Genomic DNA, 15,764 nt, shown 5'->3' with positions numbered 1-15,764 from the left:
CTGATTGGCTCCCTGTCGGCAACGGCGTTGTCCGGCCGCTTAAGGGCTGTAAACTGCCTCCCGACAATATGACAGGCCGCGGAAAAAGGCCGTCTTTCGAGGGAGTTTGCCCATGCGTCCGCTGGAATTCGGCTGGTATCTGCCCACGCATGGCGACACCACGGCCTATGGGCTGATGGAGGCGCAGATCGCCGGCTCGCCGGAACTCTGCGAGCGCGTGGTCGCGGCCGCCGAGGACGCCGGCTTCGAGTATCTGCTGATCCCGGTGGGCTCGGTGTGCTGGGAGGCCTGGATCACGGGCGCCTTCATGGCGGCGCGCTCCAGCCGGATCAAGCCGCTGATCGCAGCAAGGCCCGGCTATATCAACCCGGTGCTGATGGCAAAGATGATCTCGACCTTCGACCAGATGTCGGGCGGGCGAATCTGCATCAATCTGATCGCCGGCCAGAACGAAAGCGAGGTCGAGGCCGAGGGCGTGCGTCAGCCCAAGGAAGAGCGCTACGCGCTGATGGAGGAGGAGGTCTCGATCCTGAAAGCGCTGTGGACGACGCGCGGTCCGGTGCATTTCCAGGGCAGGTTTCACACCATCTCCGGCGCGCATATCCGGCCGCGGCCGCTGCAGCAGCCGTTTCCAAAATTCTATCTCGGCGGCGGCTCGCGGCAGGCCTGGGAGGTGTCGGCGAAGCATTCTGACGTTCATCTGTTCTGGGGCGATCTGCCGGAGCGCATCGCGGAGAATATCGCCGAGATCCGGCGGATGGCGCGGGCGCATGACCGCGAGGATGCGATCGGCTTCGGCATGCGGCTGCAGGTGATCTGCCGCGAGAACGAGGCGGATGCCTGGGAGGCGGCCGACCAGCTGGTGCGCCACGCCACCGAGCGGCAGAAGCAGGAGATGAAGACGCTCTACAATCGCTCGGAGGCCAACCGGCGCGTGCAGCAGCTCGCGCGCGACTACGGCGATCTTCTGATGCCGCATCTGTGGACCGGCATCACCAAGGTGCGGCCCGGCGCCGGCATCGCGGTGGTCGGCAATCCCGCGCAATGCGCCGCCACCTTGCAGCAGTTCATCGACGCCGGCTGCCACTCCTTCTGCCTGTCCGGCTATCTGCATGACGAGGAGGCCGAGCGGTTCGGTCGCCTGATCCGCCCGATCCTCGCCGCCAACAATCATGGACGGCTCGTCGCCTGAGGCGCGATCCGGAAGCTTTCCGAAAATTCACGGGTGAATCTGCGCCTGACGCGCCATGATCCAGCCGAGCTCGCGGCAGCAACGGAGTCGAACCATGCATCACCGGGCCTGGCTTGCGGCCGCGGCATTGCTTGTCGTGGCGGCGGCGCGCGTACCCGCAGCGTCCGCGACCCAGGCACAGACCGAGCGCGACCTGAAGCCGGTCAAGGAGATCGCCAATGCGCGGATTGCCGTCGGCAATGCGAGCTTTCCGCTCTACCTCTCGGCCGACTGGTCCAGTCCGCTGCCGGATGTCACGCGCGCCGTGCTTGTGCTGCACGGGGTGCTGCGCAATGCCGATGACTATTTTCGCGCGGCTCTGAGCGCGCAGGCCGCGGCCGGCGATGCCGGCGAGCATGCGCTGATGATCGCGCCGCAATTCCTGATCGAGTCCGATGTCGAGGCATTCAAGCTGCCGGCGGAGACGTTGCGCTGGAGCCTCTATGGCTGGCAGGGCGGCGAGCCCGCGCTCGCGCCGAGCCCGGCGAGCTCGTTCGAGGCGCTCGACGCCATCCTGGCGAAGCTCGGCGACCGCAAGCTGTTTCCGAACCTGCAGCAGGTCGTCGTGTTCGGCCATTCCGGCGGCGGCCAGGTGGTGCAGCGCTATGCGATCGCGGTGAAGGGCGACCAGGTGCTGCTGCGCCAGGGCATCGGCGTGCGCTATGTGGTCGCCAATCCGTCCTCCTACGCCTATTTCACCAAAGAGCGGCCGGAGCCCGCGATCGCGGCGACCTGCCACGGCTATAACAGCTGGAAATTCGGCATGGATAACCGCCCGCCCTATCTTGCCGAGCCTTCGTCGGCTGCGCTGGAGCAGGCCTATGTCGCGCGCCGCGTGATCTATCTGCTCGGAACGCTCGACACCAACCCCAATCATCCCGCGCTCGACAAATCCTGCATGGCGGAGGCCGAGGGGCCGTACCGTTACGCGCGCGGGCATTCCTATGCCGCCGTGATGCAGGCCCGCGACGGCGGCGCGCCAAACCACAGCGTGTGGGATGTGCCCGGCGTCGGTCATGCGGGCGGCAAGATGCTCAACTCGCCCTGCGGCCTGACCGCGGTGTTCGACATCCCCGGCTGCGAAGCGGCGCGCTAGCCCCCCGACACCAGAATTTGTGCGCGGATTCGGTGGCAAGCGGCACCGAGATCGCCTACGCTCGTGTCGCGAATGGAGCATCACGACCGACAGCTCGATGGAGAACATCATGAGAGCAGGCTTGATCACGCTTCTGACAGCCGGTGCCTTTCTCGGCTTGACCCCGGCCAACGCCGCAGAGGGATGCGGCGACGGCTGCCACAGGACCTCGCGAGGTGCCTGCGTGATCGACGGCTGGGGCACCAGCGCGCGGGTCAGGAACGAGTGCCCCGCCACCTCGCGCGCTCGCCCCCCGTGTGGCGGCGGTGGCTTCATCTGGCGGCGCGACCTTCAGGCCTGTTCGCAGACGACGAAGGATTGGCTCTAGCCGTCGCCGGCCAGGCCAGCGTCACGCCGGCACGATCACCTTGCCGATCGGCCACAGTGCGATGCCGGCGAGCTTGAGATGCGCCCAGGCGAAGGGGATGCCGATGATGGTCACCGCGAGCAGGACCGCGGTGATCACATGGCCGATCGCGAGCCACCAGCCGGCCAGGATGAACCAGATCAGATTGCCGATCACCCCGAGCGGTCCGGTGCCGATGTCGGACGTGCCCGTCACCTCATCGCGGCGCACCGCACGCGAGCCGAACGGCAGCAGCGTGTAGACGGCGATGTTGAAGGCGGCGCGCGCCCAGGGCAGCCCGATAATGGTCACCGCCATGATCACGGCGGCGACCAGCCAGCCGAACGCCATCCACGCGCCGCCGATCAGGATCCAGAGGATGTTCAGGAGGATAGACACAGGCTGCATGGCTGACACCTTCGCGCCGCTTGGGACTATTCTTTATATACGCCGCTGCCCGGCGCCGCGGTAGGTGTGGCCTAAGCGCGCGCCTGCCGTGACGAGGCGCTTCACCGGCGGCCGGCGCTGAACGACAGCTCGCACCTCATTGCATCCATCGCGACGGCCACTAATCTCGCGCGACCGGGCAGGGCGCAAAGACGCCTGCACCGAAAAGGGAGAACAACAATGAGAACAATATTCGGAGCAGGGATTCTGGCGGCGCTGGCATTGTCGGTGTCGGCCGTGCGGGCCGAGGAGGCCGTGCGCTTCGCGCCGCTGAAGGCGGAGGAGCTGTCGCCGGCGCAAAAGGCCTGGGCCGACATGATCAGCGCGCCGCCGCGCAATGCCAAATTCACCGCGCCGCCCTACCGCGCCTATATCCGCAATCCCGATCTGGCGCCAAAGCTGTCGAACCTGTCGGAGTATCTGCGCTGGAATACCTCGCTGCCGGCGCGGCTCAGCGAAATGGCGTTCCTGATCACTGCGCGGCACTGGACCGCGCAATATGAATGGTCCGCGCACTATCCGCTGGCGATGAAGGGCGGGCTCGATCCGAAGATCGCGGACGCGATCGCCAAGGGCACGCGACCCGAGAGCATGAAGGATGACGAAGCCGCGCTGTACGATCTCGGCGTCGCGCTCTATCGCGACAGGAAGGTCAGCGACGCGGTCTACAAGGCCGCGCTGGAGAAATTCGGCGAGCGCGGCATCATGGATATCATCGGCATCATGGGCTATTACGACATGGTCTCGATGACGCTGATCACAATGCAGGCCGGCCCCGCGAATAACGGCGTGCCGCCGTTGGCGGTGCTGGAGAAGTAGCGCGTCTGCAGCGGTCTCGCTCTCCTACCTCTCCCGCTTACTGGGGAGGTCGCATCGCATCGAAGATGCGATGCGGGTGGGGCTTTCTCTACAGAACGATTCGCGGTTAGACCCCCACCCCAACCCTCCCCCGCAAGCGCAGGGCTATCGCATATGCCCCTTGGCGACCGCGCAAGTGCTTGGCCTCGTGGTTCGAGACGCGCCGCAAGCGGCGCTCCTCACCATGAGGGTCTACTATTGTGCCGCAGAACAAGACCTCATCCTGAGGAGCCCGCCGAAGGCGGGCGTCTCGAAGGATGGCCACGAGGGCGCCGCCACGAAATGCGATAGCCCTGCCCGCAAGCGGGAGAGGGAGCGCAGTCACGTCACGCCCCTACCGCCGGAAACCGCTGGCGCGCGAATAGGTCTGGCGGCCTTCCAGGGCCGGGCGCGCGGCCATGCTGGCGCGCGTTTCGCTGGCGACGGGCGTCGCCGGCTTCAAATCCTCGAGGAAGATCGGCTTGGCGAAGTAATAGCCCTGGGCATAGCGGATCTTGGTCGCCGCCTGCAGATAGGTGAGCTCTTCGTAGGACTCGATGCCCTCGGCGATCACGGTCATGCCGAGCGCCTCGCTCAGCGATTCGATCGCGCGCAAAATGCCCTGGCTGCGCGGCCGCTGATGGATGTCGGTGATGAAGGAGCGGTCGATCTTGATCTCGTCGGCGGTGATGTCGGCGAGCGCCGACAGCGACGAATAGCCGATGCCGAAATCGTCGATCGAGATGCCGACGCCGATGCCGCGCAGGATCGGCAGGATCTGGTCCTGGAAATGCGACCGCGTCACGAACGCGTCCTCGGTCACCTCGATCATGAAGCGTTTCGGAAAGCCGGTCTCCTCCAACGCGCGAGCGAACCGGCGCATGAATTCGAGGTTCGAGGCCTGCTTGGCGGCGACATTGATGCTGATCGTCGCCATCGGGCCGAACGTGTCGTTGATCAGGTCGATCGACTTGACGATCTCCGCCAGCACCAGGAACGTCAGCTCGTCGATCAGGCCGAGCTCGACCGCGAGATTGATGAAGGTGCCCGGCGCCTGGATCACGCCCTCGTCGTCGCGCAGCCGCACCAGCGCCTCGATGCCCTTCACCTCCTGGGTGCGGATATCGACCTTGGCCTGGAACGCGCAGCAGAAGCGCTTTTCCAGGATAGCCAGCCGCAGCGACTGCTCGATCTTCATCCGCGCCAGCGCCTCGCGCTCCATGCTGTTGTCGAAGAATGCGGTCGAGCCCTTGCCGTTGTTCTTGACACGGTACATCGCGATGTCGGCGTTCTGGCGCAGCGCCTCGTAGCTCCGGCCATGCATCGGATAGAGGCTGACGCCGATCGAGGTCGAGGCGAAGATCTCGGATTCCTCGATGAAGAACGGCGCCTTCAGCCGCTCCTGCATGACCTGGATGAATTCGGCGACTTCGTCATTGCCGCTGATCGGGTTGAGCAGCAGCAGGAATTCGTCGCCGGAGATGCGGGACAGGATATCGGTTTCGCGCAGCGCGTGGCCGAGCCGCTTCGATAGTTCGACGAGCAGCGCATCGCCGATCGCGTGGCCGTAATAGTCGTTGATGTGCTTGAAGTTGTCGACGTCGAGGAAGGCGAGCGCGAAATGGCTTTGCGAATCGTCGCGGATCAGGCCGCTGACGCGGTGCTCGATCACCCGGCGGGTCGGCAGGCCGGTCAGCTCGTCGTAATAGGCCGAGCGGAACAGCTGGTCCTCGAACGCCTTCTGCTCGCTGATGTCGGTCGAGGTCGAGATCAGGAGATTGCGACCGGCGATCCGGACCGGCCGGTGCGAGGTCAGGAACACATATTTGGAGGCGCCGCAGGAGAGCACTTCCTCGAGCACCACCGGACGGCCGCTGCGCAGCAGGTCGAGGTTGGCGGCGTGGCGCTCGTCGACCGGGGACGGCTGGCTCGCGCTGGCTGCCAGCTGCAGCTGGCTCGCTGCTGCTTCATTCACCAGGATGAGCTCGCCCTGCTCGTCCTGAACGGTCACGCCCGCCGGCAGCAGTTGGAGAAGGTCGCGCAGGATACGTAATTCATTGCTGGAAATATCGTCTTGGCCGGTCACTGCCGCGCCCGTCTGAAAATCGTGTCTGGTGAGACTGTGCATGCGCCGACCTTGGCAAAGTCCGTTGTAGTTTTGGTTAAGCGGACCTGCGAAATGCCGTGACAGAATGAGACCGCGACGGCTTTCGCAAGCCGTCGCGGCAATCGTCATTAACAGAGTATCAATGTCGGCTTTGGCCGCTGGTGAAAGCGATTGCGGCGCGCGCGGTTGCACCAACACATGCGGCTGTGCCGGAATGACGACTTATCAACAGCTCGGAAGCTTGCACTGCATGGTGCAGTGAACACCGGTCTTCAGATAACTGATCTCGGTCTTGCCGTCGAACGGCCGCAGCGCCGACTTGAGCAGCTTGGTGCCGAAGCCGGCTTCGCCGATCGCCTCGACCACCGGTCCCTCGGTCTCGTCCCAGATCACGTTGAGACGTCCGTCGTCGACGGTCCATGACACTTGTAAAAATCCGCGCGGCGAGGAGAAGGCGCCGTATTTTCCGGCGTTGGTTGCGAGCTCATGGAAGATCAGCGCCAGCGAGACGGCGAGCTTGGCGGGCAGGAACAGCTGCTCGCCATTAAGGTTGAACCGCACGTGGCCGTAGGGCCCGAGTTCCGAGCGCAGCAAATCCTTGATATCGCAGCCATAGCCGTCGACCCGCGCGATCAGATCGTCGGTCGCCGAGAGCGCGCGGATGCGATGGTCGATGCGCTGCCAGACATCGGGCCGGTCTTGCAGCGCCTGATGCAGCACGGCGTGAATGGTCGAGGACTTGTTCTTCAGCCGGTGCTGCAATTCGTCGACCACGACCTTGCGGTATTGCTCTTCCTCGATCAGCCTTTTGGAAACTTCGCGCTGCTGAGCGACCAGGGAGCGGTAGTGCTCCACGCCCCAGATCGCGATGCCGCACACAACCCAGAAGATCATCAACAGCGCAAAGCGCGCCGGATCGGCGTGCGCGCCGCTGAAATTGAGCACCACGCCGAGCAGCCCGCTCGCCAGCGCGGTTGCGATCCCGATCCGGAAACCGCCAAGGGCGGTGGCAAAGAACACCGCCGGGAAATAGGGCGTGAAGAACACGTCCGGCCGGATCTGGGCGAGCCCGAAGCGCGCGGCCGTGGCCAAAACGAGACAAAGCACCGCGAAGGCGACCGCAAGCCGCACCGACGGCTGGACATCGCCCCGCCAACACGCCCTGAAATCATCGATCCATTTCGCCATTGCTCGTTCCAGTTCACGTGAACAGGCGACCCAAAATAAGGCCGCTGCGACCGAAAAACCGCAGTTGTGGCCTTCTGGCCACAGGCGGACCTCGCGAGCGTGGCGGCGTGCAAGTGCTTGTATTGGCAGCAGGAGCTGGGGAATATCCGCAACATCATACGTAAGTTGAGGGACCGATATGGGACGGCTGGACGGCAAGGTCGCGGTGATCACAGGCGCGACCAGCGGCATCGGGCTACGCACGGCGGAGATCTTTGTCGCGGAGGGCGCGAAGGTCGTGATCGCCGGGCGCCGCGCACCGGAGGGCGAGGCGCTGGCGCAACAGCTCGGCGAGGCTTGCGTGTTTCGTCAGACCGACGTCACGGTCGAGGAACAGATGCAGGCGCTGATCGCGCTTGCGGTCGAGAAGTTCGGCCGGATCGACTGCCTGTTCAACAATGCCGGCGGCCCGGCGCAGACCGGGGGCATCGAAGGTCTCGACGTCGAGCGGTTCGACGCCGCGATGGCGACGCTGGTGCGCAGCGTCATGCTCGGCATGAAGCATGCCGCGCCCTACATGCGCAAACAGGGCTCCGGCAGCATCATCAACAATGGCAGCATCGCCGGTCGGCTAGCCGGCTTCTCGTCGTCGATGGTCTACGGCGCCGCGAAGGCGGCGGTCATCCATTTCACCAAATGCGTGGCGATGGAGCTCGGCGAGTCCGGCATCCGCGTCAACTCGATCTCGCCCGGCGCGATCGCCACCGGCATTTTCGGCAAGGCGCTCGGATTGTCGACGGAAGCGGCCGAGAAGACCGCGGCCGTGATGCGCGAGGTCTACAAGGCAGCGCAGCCGATCCCGCGCGCCGGCCTGCCCGACGACATCGCGCATGCCGCGGTGTTCCTGGCGAGCGACGAATCGAGCTTCATCAACGGCCATGACCTCGTGATCGACGGCGCCATCACCGGCGGCCGCAACTGGAGCCAGCAGCAGGCGGGCTACGTCTCGCTGCGCAAGGCGTTCGATCAGGGGGCGTAAGCCACGGCCGTCATTTCGGGGTACGCGCAGCGTGAACCCGGAATCTCGAGATTCCGGGTTCGATACTTCGCATCGCCCCGGAATGACGATCGAGGGTGTTTAGCTTTGGCGCGCTAAGGTGCGAGCATGAACGCGAAGCTCGCACGCCGGCTGCGCTATCTCGGCGCCATCATTGTCGCCGGCGCGGTGACGAGCGTCAGAATCAATCTCGCGCAAGGCCGTCATACGCTCGGGCCGCTGATTGCGGGATTCGCTTATGCCCTCGTCACCTCTGTGGCGATCGGAGTGGTCGGGATCGGCGCGATGGCGTAACGCGTCTGGATTCGCGCGCTGCGACAAATTAACCCGACGGGCAAATTAGCGCTTCCGTCGTCGGGCAAATCAGATGTTCAATTCCGCCCGTCTCACCCGATCGAGGGGCGCTTCGCGATCGTCACGAACGCGGCGTGGGATGCGGTGGACGCGGATTGCGCAACTGACGAGTGCGCATGAGGTGGACGGTGAAGTCGTGCAGGCTTGACGCCCTAGCGGCAGGTGTCCTCTCGCAAGGCGCGCAAACGTTTTGCGAGGGCGGTGACAATAAAGCCCAGTCTCGCCGGGGAGAGCACGTATAAGCCGTAAGCCATCGCGCAGGGAAAGCCGGATTGCTCCGGTTACACCTGTGGTCCTACCCCCGAGCTTTCTACCCATTGCTCGGGGCCCATGGGTGCGATCGGCACCCGGCTTTCCCTGCGCCCTCTGCAAGCAAGAGGGCGGAACGAAGAGCAAAGCTCGGACATTCATGTCGCGAGAATGCAAACTCACGATTCACGGGCCGCGCAACACACTCGCTGTCGTCCCTGCGAAAGCAGGGACCCATAACCACGAATGGTGATTGTTGCCCAATGGTGGAACGACGAGTCCCGTTCACAACAGAAGCCACGGCGTATGGGTCCCGGCCTTCGCCGGGACGACGCGTGGAAGAATTGTGCACTCACTTCGGTGTCCGGGAGATCCAGTACGCCGCGGCCTCTCGATTCGAGCACAAGCGTCTCTGGAATACTGGGTCAGCCGCATGCGCGAGTGATGATACCGCGGTGTTCGACGTCTTGAATCGCGACCGATCCTCACCGTCGTCCCTGCGAAAGCAGGGACCCATAACCACAAATGGTCATTGTTGAACGACGCTGGAACAGCGAATCCCTTCCACAACACCCGCCGCGGAGTATGGGTCCCTGCTTTCGCAGGGACGACGGTTGTGGATGTGGCGCGATGCTTTTCCCTCTCCCCTTTGGCGGGGCAAGGGTCGCAAATCACACCTTCTGCTTGGCCGCTGCCTTCGCAAGATCCGGTGCATTCACCGCGGGGATCGCGACGCGGCCGGGGCCGGTTTGTTGAAGCGCGGCGGCGGCCTTGTCGTTCTGCATGATCTTGGCCATGACAGCCTGGCCGGCGCGTTCGAACACGGCGCGGTTGTCGATCAGGAACTGCCGCGACTTGCGCAGGCCGTCGATATAGCCGTTGATCTCGGGCACGACATAGCGCGCGACCATGTCCCAGCTGCGGCGGGTGTTTTCCGGATTGGCCCAGTCGTGCGCGAAGCCGATGATCGAGCCGACGCCGCCCGACACATCGACCAGATTCTTGATCATCTTGATCAGATCATCCGGTGTGCCGATGGTGGACGCGGCGCCTTCGACGAACGCGGTCTTGTCGACGGCCTCATCGGGCGAAGAGAACGCCGTCAGGCCCGGCCGCATCAGGGTGCCGACATTATATTCGTTGTGCCAGCGCATCAGCCCGGCGCCGGCCTCGCGCCGCGCCTGCTCGCGGGTCTCGGCGATGTGCCAGGACAGCAGCACGCGCCAGTTGGAACGGCTCACGGTGGTGCCGGCCTTCTTGGCGGCGTCCTCGGCGAACTGCCATTGCTGCGGCAGCGCCATCAGGCCCTGGGTCGACATCGAGCCGAGCGAGATGATGCCGATGCCGTATTTGCCGGCGAGCGTCATGCCCGATGGCGAGATCTGCGAGGCCACCACGAACGGCATGTCCTCCTGCAGCGGCAGGATCTGCAACGCGGCGTCGTGCATCTCGAACCAGTCGGTCTTGGCGGTGACGCGCTCGCCGTTGAACAGGCGGCGGATCACCGCGATCGCTTCGTCCTGGCGGTCGCGCTGGGTCATCGGGTCGATGCCGAGCGTATGGGCGTCGGAGGCGAGCGCACCGGGACCGGAGCCGAAGATGGCGCGGCCGCCGGTCATGTGGTCGAGCTGCACCATGCGCTGCGCGACGTTGAAGGGGTGGTGATAGGGCAGCGAGATCACGCCGGTGCCGAGCTTGATGCGCTTGGTGCGCTCGCCGGCGGCGGCCAGAAACATTTCCGGCGAGGCGATGGTCTCCCAGCCCGAGGAGTGGTGCTCGCCGCACCAGAATTCGTCGTAACCGAGCGCGTCGAGCTGCTCGACGAAATCGAGGTCGCGGCGGAATTGCAGCATCGGATGCTCGCCGATCGGGTGATGCGGGGCGAGGAAGGCTCCGAACTTGAGGCGCGCCATGGGTCGTTCTCTCCGGACTATTGTTATCGGGGGCTTTCCGCCAACCTACGGGGTGGCCCGGGGCAAGGCAATGCTCGGGGGTTGCGGCGGTCGCATGGTTGTTGCGCAAATCGGCGGCGATTGCCGCCCTCCGGAATGTTTCCCAGCGCGTCAGCGCAAATTGGCAGCCGGGGCTCGAGCGTCCGTGATCCCGGGCTTACCTCGCAGGTAATCGAAGCGATGACCGGAATCTGCTGATGTCGCCATAACGTCATTTCGGGCAGGACAGGACATGCACCAGATCGTTTCGGCGCGAGCGGACACATCCCGCCGCTGGTGGGTGCTGGCGATCGTGGTGTCAGCGCAATTCATGTTCGGGGTCGATGCCTTCATCGTCAACGTCGCGATCCCAACGATCGCGGCGGAGCTGCACGCGACGCCGGCGCAGATCGAGGCCGTGATCGCGATCTACCTGATCGCCTATGCCACGCTGGTGGTCACCGGCGGCCGCCTTGGCGACATCCATGGCACCCGGAACGTGTTCATCGCCGGCGTCGCGGGATTCTCGGTGACCTCGCTGTGGTGCGGTCTCGCGCAGTCCGGGCCCGAGCTCATCGTCGCGCGGCTCGCGCAGGGCGCAACCGCGGCGCTGATGGTGCCGCAGGTGCTGGCGACGCTGCATCTGCTGTTCTCAGACGCCGCCCGCGCGCGGGCGTTCGGCATCTACGGCATCGTGCTGGGGCTCGCGGGCGCCGCCGGCTTCATGCTCGGCGGTGTGCTGGTGACGCTCGACCTCGCCGGGCTCGGCTGGCGCGCCGTGTTCTTCGTCAACGTGCCGTGCGGCGTCGTCATCATCGCCGCGGCGCTGAAGATCATGCCGACGGTGCCGCGCCGCGCCGGCACGCGGCTCGATATCCCGGGCGCGATCGTGCTGTTCGCGGGCCTGCTGTGCCTGATCGGTCCGCTGCTGTTCGGCCATGATCTCAATTGGACGGCATGGGTGTGGCTGGTGATGGCAGTGGGCATCGCTGTGATCGCGGCCTTCGTGCGGCTCGAGCGGTCCGTCGCGCGTCGCGGCGGCATGCCGCTGATCGATCTGTCGCTGCTGTCGGATCGCGCCTTCATGCGCGGGCTGGTCGCGGTGTTTTTCTTCTTCTTCGCCAACCTGTCCTTCTACCTCATCATGACCATGTTCATGCAGAAGGGCTTGCAGATTCCGCCGCTGGAGGCCGGGCTGGTGTTCGTGCCGCTGGCGCTGACCTTCGTGGTTGCCTCGCGTCACAGCGGCCTGCGCGCCAGGCATCGCGGCACGCTGGTGCTGATCGAGGGCTGTGCGCTGCAGATCGTCGGTCTCGCCGTGCTCGTCGCGACAATTGAGGCGGTCGCGACACCGTCGGCACTGCTGCTCGCACTGATGCTGATGATCTTCGGCTACGGCCAGGGGCTTGTCATGGCGCCATTGTCGAGCGCGGTGCTCGCGAGCGTGCAGCCCGCCAGCGCCGGTGCCGGCTCCGGCATGTACGGCACGACGACGCAGATCGGCAACGCGGCCGGCGTTGCCGCGATCGGCGCGATGTTCTTCGCCGTTGAGAGCGCGACGTCAGCACGTCTGGCGTTGTTTGCAGCATGCGCATTGTTTGTGCTGTCGATCACCATTTCAGCCGCATTTCTGTCATCGATGCGACGCGCGACGGCATGAATCCGCACGCATGTGGTGCATTCCTTTCGAAAAGTTCATGCTCGACAAGGTGCTAAGACAACTATTTCACTCAGCGCGCGGCGCGATCACGCGTTAACGCCGATTCTCACAATTCCGAAGGGAAAGACAGCACACGGCCTTTTCATTTTGCAGTGCAGCAATTATCTGATCGGGTGACACAGAAGACTAAATCACCTCAGGAGTTGCTGTTGTCCCTGATCAACAACGTCGAATTTCTGCGTCATCTGCCGAAGATGAACGCGTTCAGCGGCCTTGGCGCACTCACGCCGGCCGTGCCGACGCCGCTCGTCGAGACGACCGAATTCGGCGTCAACCCCGGCGATCTGAAAATGTTCTCGTTCGTGCCCGCGCAGCTGGCGCGGTCACCCGCGCTCGTCGTGGTCTTGCATGGCTGCGGCCAGACCGCCGCGTCGTACGATCTCGGTGCCGGCTGGTCGGCGCTTGCGGCGCATTACGGCTTCGCGCTGCTGATGCCGGAGCAGCAGGCTTCCAACAACGGCAACACCTGCTTCAACTGGTTCAATCCGCAGGACATCGCGCGCGGGCAGGGCGAGGCCGCGTCGATCAGGCAGATGATCGCGCATCTGGTCGGCACGCACGAGATCGACCCGCGCCGCATCTATGTGACGGGACTGTCCGCCGGCGGCGCGATGGCCTCGGTCATGCTCGCGGCCTATCCGGATGTGTTCGCGGCCGGTGCCATCATCGCCGGCCTGCCGTTCGGCGTCGCCACCGATCTGCGCGAAGCGCTGCACGCGATGATGCATGGCAGCGCGCTGTCCGCGCCCGAGCTCGGCGGTCTCGTCCGCAACGCCTCGACGCATGGCGGCGCCTGGCCGAGGATTTCGGTGTGGCACGGCAGTGCCGACCGCACCGTGCATCCGGGCAATGCCGATGCGATCGTCCGGCAGTGGCTCGACGTGCACGGCCTGCCGCTTGCTGCGATGTCGAAGGCGGATGTCGACGGCCATCCGCGCGAGGTCTGGTGGAACGCCGATGGCGAAACCCTGGTCGAGTCCTACACCATCGCCGACATGGCGCATGGCACGCCGCTCGGGCTTGCCGACAATGACGAGCGCTATGGCGTGGAGGGCGCGTTCCTGATCGAGGCCGGGATCTCCTCGTCCTATCACATCGCGAGCTTCTTCGGCCTGACCGACAAGGTCCGTCAGCCGCATATCGCGCCGACCGGAATCCCGCGCGAGCGCGCCGACACGGTGTCGATGACGGTACCGGTGCCCGCGGCCGAGCCAGAGGTGGCATCCGGCCGCAAGAGCGACCGGCCGCGCAAGCGACGGAGCAAGGGTGTCGATGTCGGCGGCGCCATCACGCGGGCGCTCACCGCCGCGGGGCTGATGAAGTAGTTACATCTCGCCGGTCAGGAACGGATTCGTCATCCGCTCCTGGCCGATGCTCGATCCCGCGCCGTGGCCGCAGATGAAGCCGACATCGTCGCCGAGCGGCAGCAGCTTGTCCTTGATCGACTGGATCAGCGTCGGATGGCTGCCGCCGGGCAGGTCGGTGCGCCCGACCGAGCCGGCAAACAACACGTCGCCGACATGGGCGAAGCGCAGCTCCTTGTTGAAGAACACCACGCTGCCCGGTGAATGGCCGGGGCAGTGCAGGATGTCGAAGGTGAGGTCGCCGATCGAGACCTGATCGCCCTCATCGAGCCAGCGGTCCGGCCCGAAATTGCGCACCCCGCTCATGCCGAAGCGCTCGCCGCTCGAGACGACATTGTCGAGCAGATATTTGTCGGCGATATGCGGGCCCTCGATCTTGACCTGCAGCGCGTCGCGCAGTTCGGCGGCGCCGCCGACATGGTCGATATGACCGTGGGTCAGCCAGATCTTCTCGACCGTCACGCCGGTCTGCTTGATCGCGGCCTGGATCTTCGCCACGTCCCCGCCGGGGTCGATCACCACGGCTTTCTTGGTGGGCTCGTGCCAGATGATGGTGCAGTTCTGCTCGAACAGCGTCACCGGCACGATGATCGCGCCGGCCTTCGGTTTGGTGTCGGTTGTCTCGTTCATGTGGGCACCATAGGCTTCCGGCAAACGCCGTCAACACGCGCCGGAAATGCGGCTGCCTCGGCGTGTGATCCCAAAACGGACCGTGATAAGGTCGCCTCCAGCAGAACAAGTTCGTGAGCACGCCGGTACGCGGCTGCTCTCGATCATGATTCAAGTCCTCGCAGTCCGGAACTTCATGACCCAGGCTCCCAAATCACCGATCGGCGGACCCCGGACCACCGCGCGCGCGCCTTCTTCGTCGCGGACCGCATCAACACGTCGGGCCTCGAGCGCGGCGACGTGCTGGCCACGACGCCGCTGGCGTTTCGCGTCAATGACAATGGTGTGGCGATTCTGTTCCGCTACGGCGTCGTCGTCCTGATCGGTCTCAATGCGTTGGAGGAGGATGAATTCCTGCGCAGCCTGCAGTCGCGCATGACCGGCCTGTTCACGCGGCGCGAGGAGGAGATCGCAATCATCGAGCTCGCTGCCGAGAAGGAGGATCAGATTCCGCCGGGCGGCCCGATCTATCTGCAAGGCCTCTCGCCGGAGCGGCTGATCCTGGTCGGCGAAGCGTTGGCGAAAAGCGTGGTGCTGGCGCGGCACGAGCGCGAGGTCCGGGCCGTCTTCGACACGACCGAGCCGCTTGCACGTGAGCTCGCCAAGGGCGGCCGCGTCCATGGCGGCCGCGTTGCGATCCTCAAGCACATCGGCAACGCGCTGCTGGTGCGGCATCGCGTGGCCGGACCGGTCGAAGTGTCGGAGAAGCCCGATATCCTCTGGGACAAGCCGCAGCTCGAGCGCCTCTACGCCAGGCTCGAGGACGAGTATGAATTGAAGGAGCGTGCGGAATCGCTGAACCGCAAGCTCGCGGTCGTGGCCGAAACCGCGCAGGTGCTGACCGACATCATCGACACCAGCCGCTCGCTGCGGCTGGAGCTGATCATCGTGTTTCTGATCCTGTTCGAGGTGCTGATCACGATCTATCAGCTGGCGATGGCCCGGCACTAAGCTACCCGTAGCCCGGATGGAGCGAAGCGAAATCCGGGAATCTCGCCAATTGTGCCAGTGGTCCCGGATTACGCTTTGCTCCATCCGGGCTACGGCGCTACGGCGCCATCTTTCCGTCCCGAATTGTGCGTCATCCCTGAACCGATCGGCCGCCCCGGGCGCGGAGCGGCCTGGGCCGGGCTGCGAGCTTGGGGGGACG

14 protein-coding genes are annotated in these 15,764 nt (G+C 65.0%); 9 read left to right on the top strand and 5 right to left on the bottom strand.

Annotated elements, in window-relative coordinates; genetic code table 11:
- Positions 1–112: 112 nt before the first annotated feature.
- From ACVWYP_RS03915 to ACVWYP_RS03905, 3 genes are all read left to right on the top strand, one after another.
- On the top strand, positions 113–1,192 hold the full coding sequence (locus ACVWYP_RS03915) for an LLM class flavin-dependent oxidoreductase (RefSeq protein ID WP_304497810.1): 1,080 nt from the start codon (positions 113–115) through the stop codon (positions 1,190–1,192).
- A 94-nt stretch (positions 1,193–1,286) separates the two neighbouring features.
- Complete coding sequence (locus ACVWYP_RS03910; protein ID WP_304497809.1) at positions 1,287–2,327, top strand: alpha/beta fold hydrolase; 1,041 nt, start codon at positions 1,287–1,289, stop codon at positions 2,325–2,327.
- 109 nt (positions 2,328–2,436) lie between these two features.
- Positions 2,437–2,694, top strand: coding sequence for a GCG_CRPN prefix-to-repeats domain-containing protein (locus ACVWYP_RS03905; RefSeq protein WP_304497808.1), 258 nt, complete (start codon positions 2,437–2,439; stop codon positions 2,692–2,694).
- 21 nt (positions 2,695–2,715) lie between these two features.
- On the opposite strand, the gene ACVWYP_RS03900 is transcribed toward ACVWYP_RS03905, so the two are convergent.
- Entirely contained in the window at positions 2,716–3,120 is a 405-nt protein-coding gene (locus ACVWYP_RS03900; protein ID WP_304497807.1) for a YccF domain-containing protein, read from the bottom strand.
- Positions 3,121–3,339: 219 nt separating this feature from the next.
- Here ACVWYP_RS03900 and ACVWYP_RS03895 point away from each other — a divergent pair, with 219 nt between their 5' ends.
- Positions 3,340–3,978, top strand: coding sequence for a carboxymuconolactone decarboxylase family protein (locus ACVWYP_RS03895; protein ID WP_304497806.1), 639 nt, complete (start codon positions 3,340–3,342; stop codon positions 3,976–3,978).
- Positions 3,979–4,351: 373 nt separating this feature from the next.
- Here ACVWYP_RS03895 and ACVWYP_RS03890 read toward each other — a convergent pair whose 3' ends face one another.
- Positions 4,352–6,082, bottom strand: coding sequence for an EAL domain-containing protein (locus tag ACVWYP_RS03890; protein ID WP_439711132.1), 1,731 nt, complete (start codon positions 6,080–6,082; stop codon positions 4,352–4,354).
- Between the two features lie 246 nt (positions 6,083–6,328).
- Positions 6,329–7,291: a sensor histidine kinase gene (locus ACVWYP_RS03885; protein WP_028341450.1), complete on the bottom strand. Its 963-nt coding sequence runs from the start codon at positions 7,289–7,291 to the stop codon at positions 6,329–6,331.
- 178 nt (positions 7,292–7,469) lie between these two features.
- On the opposite strand from ACVWYP_RS03885, the gene ACVWYP_RS03880 reads away from it, so the two are divergent.
- Both ACVWYP_RS03880 and ACVWYP_RS03875 read left to right on the top strand, forming a co-directional pair.
- Positions 7,470–8,309: an SDR family NAD(P)-dependent oxidoreductase gene (locus ACVWYP_RS03880; RefSeq protein WP_304497804.1), complete on the top strand. Its 840-nt coding sequence runs from the start codon at positions 7,470–7,472 to the stop codon at positions 8,307–8,309.
- A gap of 126 nt (positions 8,310–8,435) precedes the next feature.
- Positions 8,436–8,621: a hypothetical protein gene (locus tag ACVWYP_RS03875; protein WP_304497803.1), complete on the top strand. Its 186-nt coding sequence runs from the start codon at positions 8,436–8,438 to the stop codon at positions 8,619–8,621.
- 980 nt (positions 8,622–9,601) lie between these two features.
- On the opposite strand, the gene ACVWYP_RS03870 is transcribed toward ACVWYP_RS03875, so the two are convergent.
- On the bottom strand, positions 9,602–10,843 hold the full coding sequence (locus ACVWYP_RS03870; RefSeq protein ID WP_028335602.1) for an LLM class flavin-dependent oxidoreductase: 1,242 nt from the start codon (positions 10,841–10,843) through the stop codon (positions 9,602–9,604).
- A gap of 271 nt (positions 10,844–11,114) precedes the next feature.
- Between ACVWYP_RS03870 and ACVWYP_RS03865 the strand changes: the two genes are divergently transcribed.
- Together ACVWYP_RS03865 and ACVWYP_RS03860 are read left to right on the top strand one after the other, a co-directional pair.
- Positions 11,115–12,521: an MFS transporter gene (locus tag ACVWYP_RS03865; protein WP_304497802.1), complete on the top strand. Its 1,407-nt coding sequence runs from the start codon at positions 11,115–11,117 to the stop codon at positions 12,519–12,521.
- Between the two features lie 209 nt (positions 12,522–12,730).
- Entirely contained in the window at positions 12,731–13,906 is a 1,176-nt protein-coding gene (locus ACVWYP_RS03860) for an extracellular catalytic domain type 1 short-chain-length polyhydroxyalkanoate depolymerase (protein ID WP_304497801.1), read from the top strand.
- Here the strand turns inward: ACVWYP_RS03860 and ACVWYP_RS03855 are convergent, their stop codons facing one another.
- Positions 13,907–14,575 carry an MBL fold metallo-hydrolase gene (locus ACVWYP_RS03855; protein ID WP_304497800.1) on the bottom strand — a complete coding sequence of 223 codons (669 nt, stop codon included), beginning with the start codon at positions 14,573–14,575 and terminating at the stop codon, positions 13,907–13,909. It lies immediately after the preceding gene.
- 192 nt (positions 14,576–14,767) lie between these two features.
- Between ACVWYP_RS03855 and ACVWYP_RS03850 the strand changes: the two genes are divergently transcribed.
- Complete coding sequence (locus ACVWYP_RS03850; RefSeq protein ID WP_304500429.1) at positions 14,768–15,565, top strand: RMD1 family protein; 798 nt, start codon at positions 14,768–14,770, stop codon at positions 15,563–15,565.
- Positions 15,566–15,764 lie beyond the last annotated feature (199 nt).

Source organism: Bradyrhizobium sp. USDA 3262 (assembly GCF_054060035.1).
The sequence above is the reverse complement of the archived record's forward strand: the minus strand, read 5'-3'. Positions and strand labels throughout refer to the sequence as shown.

Excerpts from the sequence above, each read along its gene's own strand:
- ACVWYP_RS03880 (WP_304497804.1), top strand. The coding sequence starts at position 7,470 with ATGGGACGGCTGGACGGCAAGGTCGCGGTGATCACAGGCGCGACCAGC.
- ACVWYP_RS03910 (WP_304497809.1), top strand. The coding sequence starts at position 1,287 with ATGCATCACCGGGCCTGGCTTGCGGCCGCGGCATTGCTTGTCGTGGCG.
- ACVWYP_RS03905 (WP_304497808.1), top strand. The coding sequence starts at position 2,437 with ATGAGAGCAGGCTTGATCACGCTTCTGACAGCCGGTGCCTTTCTCGGC.
- ACVWYP_RS03895 (WP_304497806.1), top strand. The coding sequence starts at position 3,340 with ATGAGAACAATATTCGGAGCAGGGATTCTGGCGGCGCTGGCATTGTCG.
- ACVWYP_RS03870 (WP_028335602.1), bottom strand. The coding sequence starts at position 10,843 with ATGGCGCGCCTCAAGTTCGGAGCCTTCCTCGCCCCGCATCACCCGATC.
- ACVWYP_RS03855 (WP_304497800.1), bottom strand. The coding sequence starts at position 14,575 with ATGAACGAGACAACCGACACCAAACCGAAGGCCGGCGCGATCATCGTG.
- ACVWYP_RS03875 (WP_304497803.1), top strand. The coding sequence starts at position 8,436 with ATGAACGCGAAGCTCGCACGCCGGCTGCGCTATCTCGGCGCCATCATT.
- ACVWYP_RS03865 (WP_304497802.1), top strand. The coding sequence starts at position 11,115 with ATGCACCAGATCGTTTCGGCGCGAGCGGACACATCCCGCCGCTGGTGG.
- ACVWYP_RS03915 (WP_304497810.1), top strand. The coding sequence starts at position 113 with ATGCGTCCGCTGGAATTCGGCTGGTATCTGCCCACGCATGGCGACACC.
- ACVWYP_RS03900 (WP_304497807.1), bottom strand. The coding sequence starts at position 3,120 with ATGCAGCCTGTGTCTATCCTCCTGAACATCCTCTGGATCCTGATCGGC.
- ACVWYP_RS03885 (WP_028341450.1), bottom strand. The coding sequence starts at position 7,291 with ATGGCGAAATGGATCGATGATTTCAGGGCGTGTTGGCGGGGCGATGTC.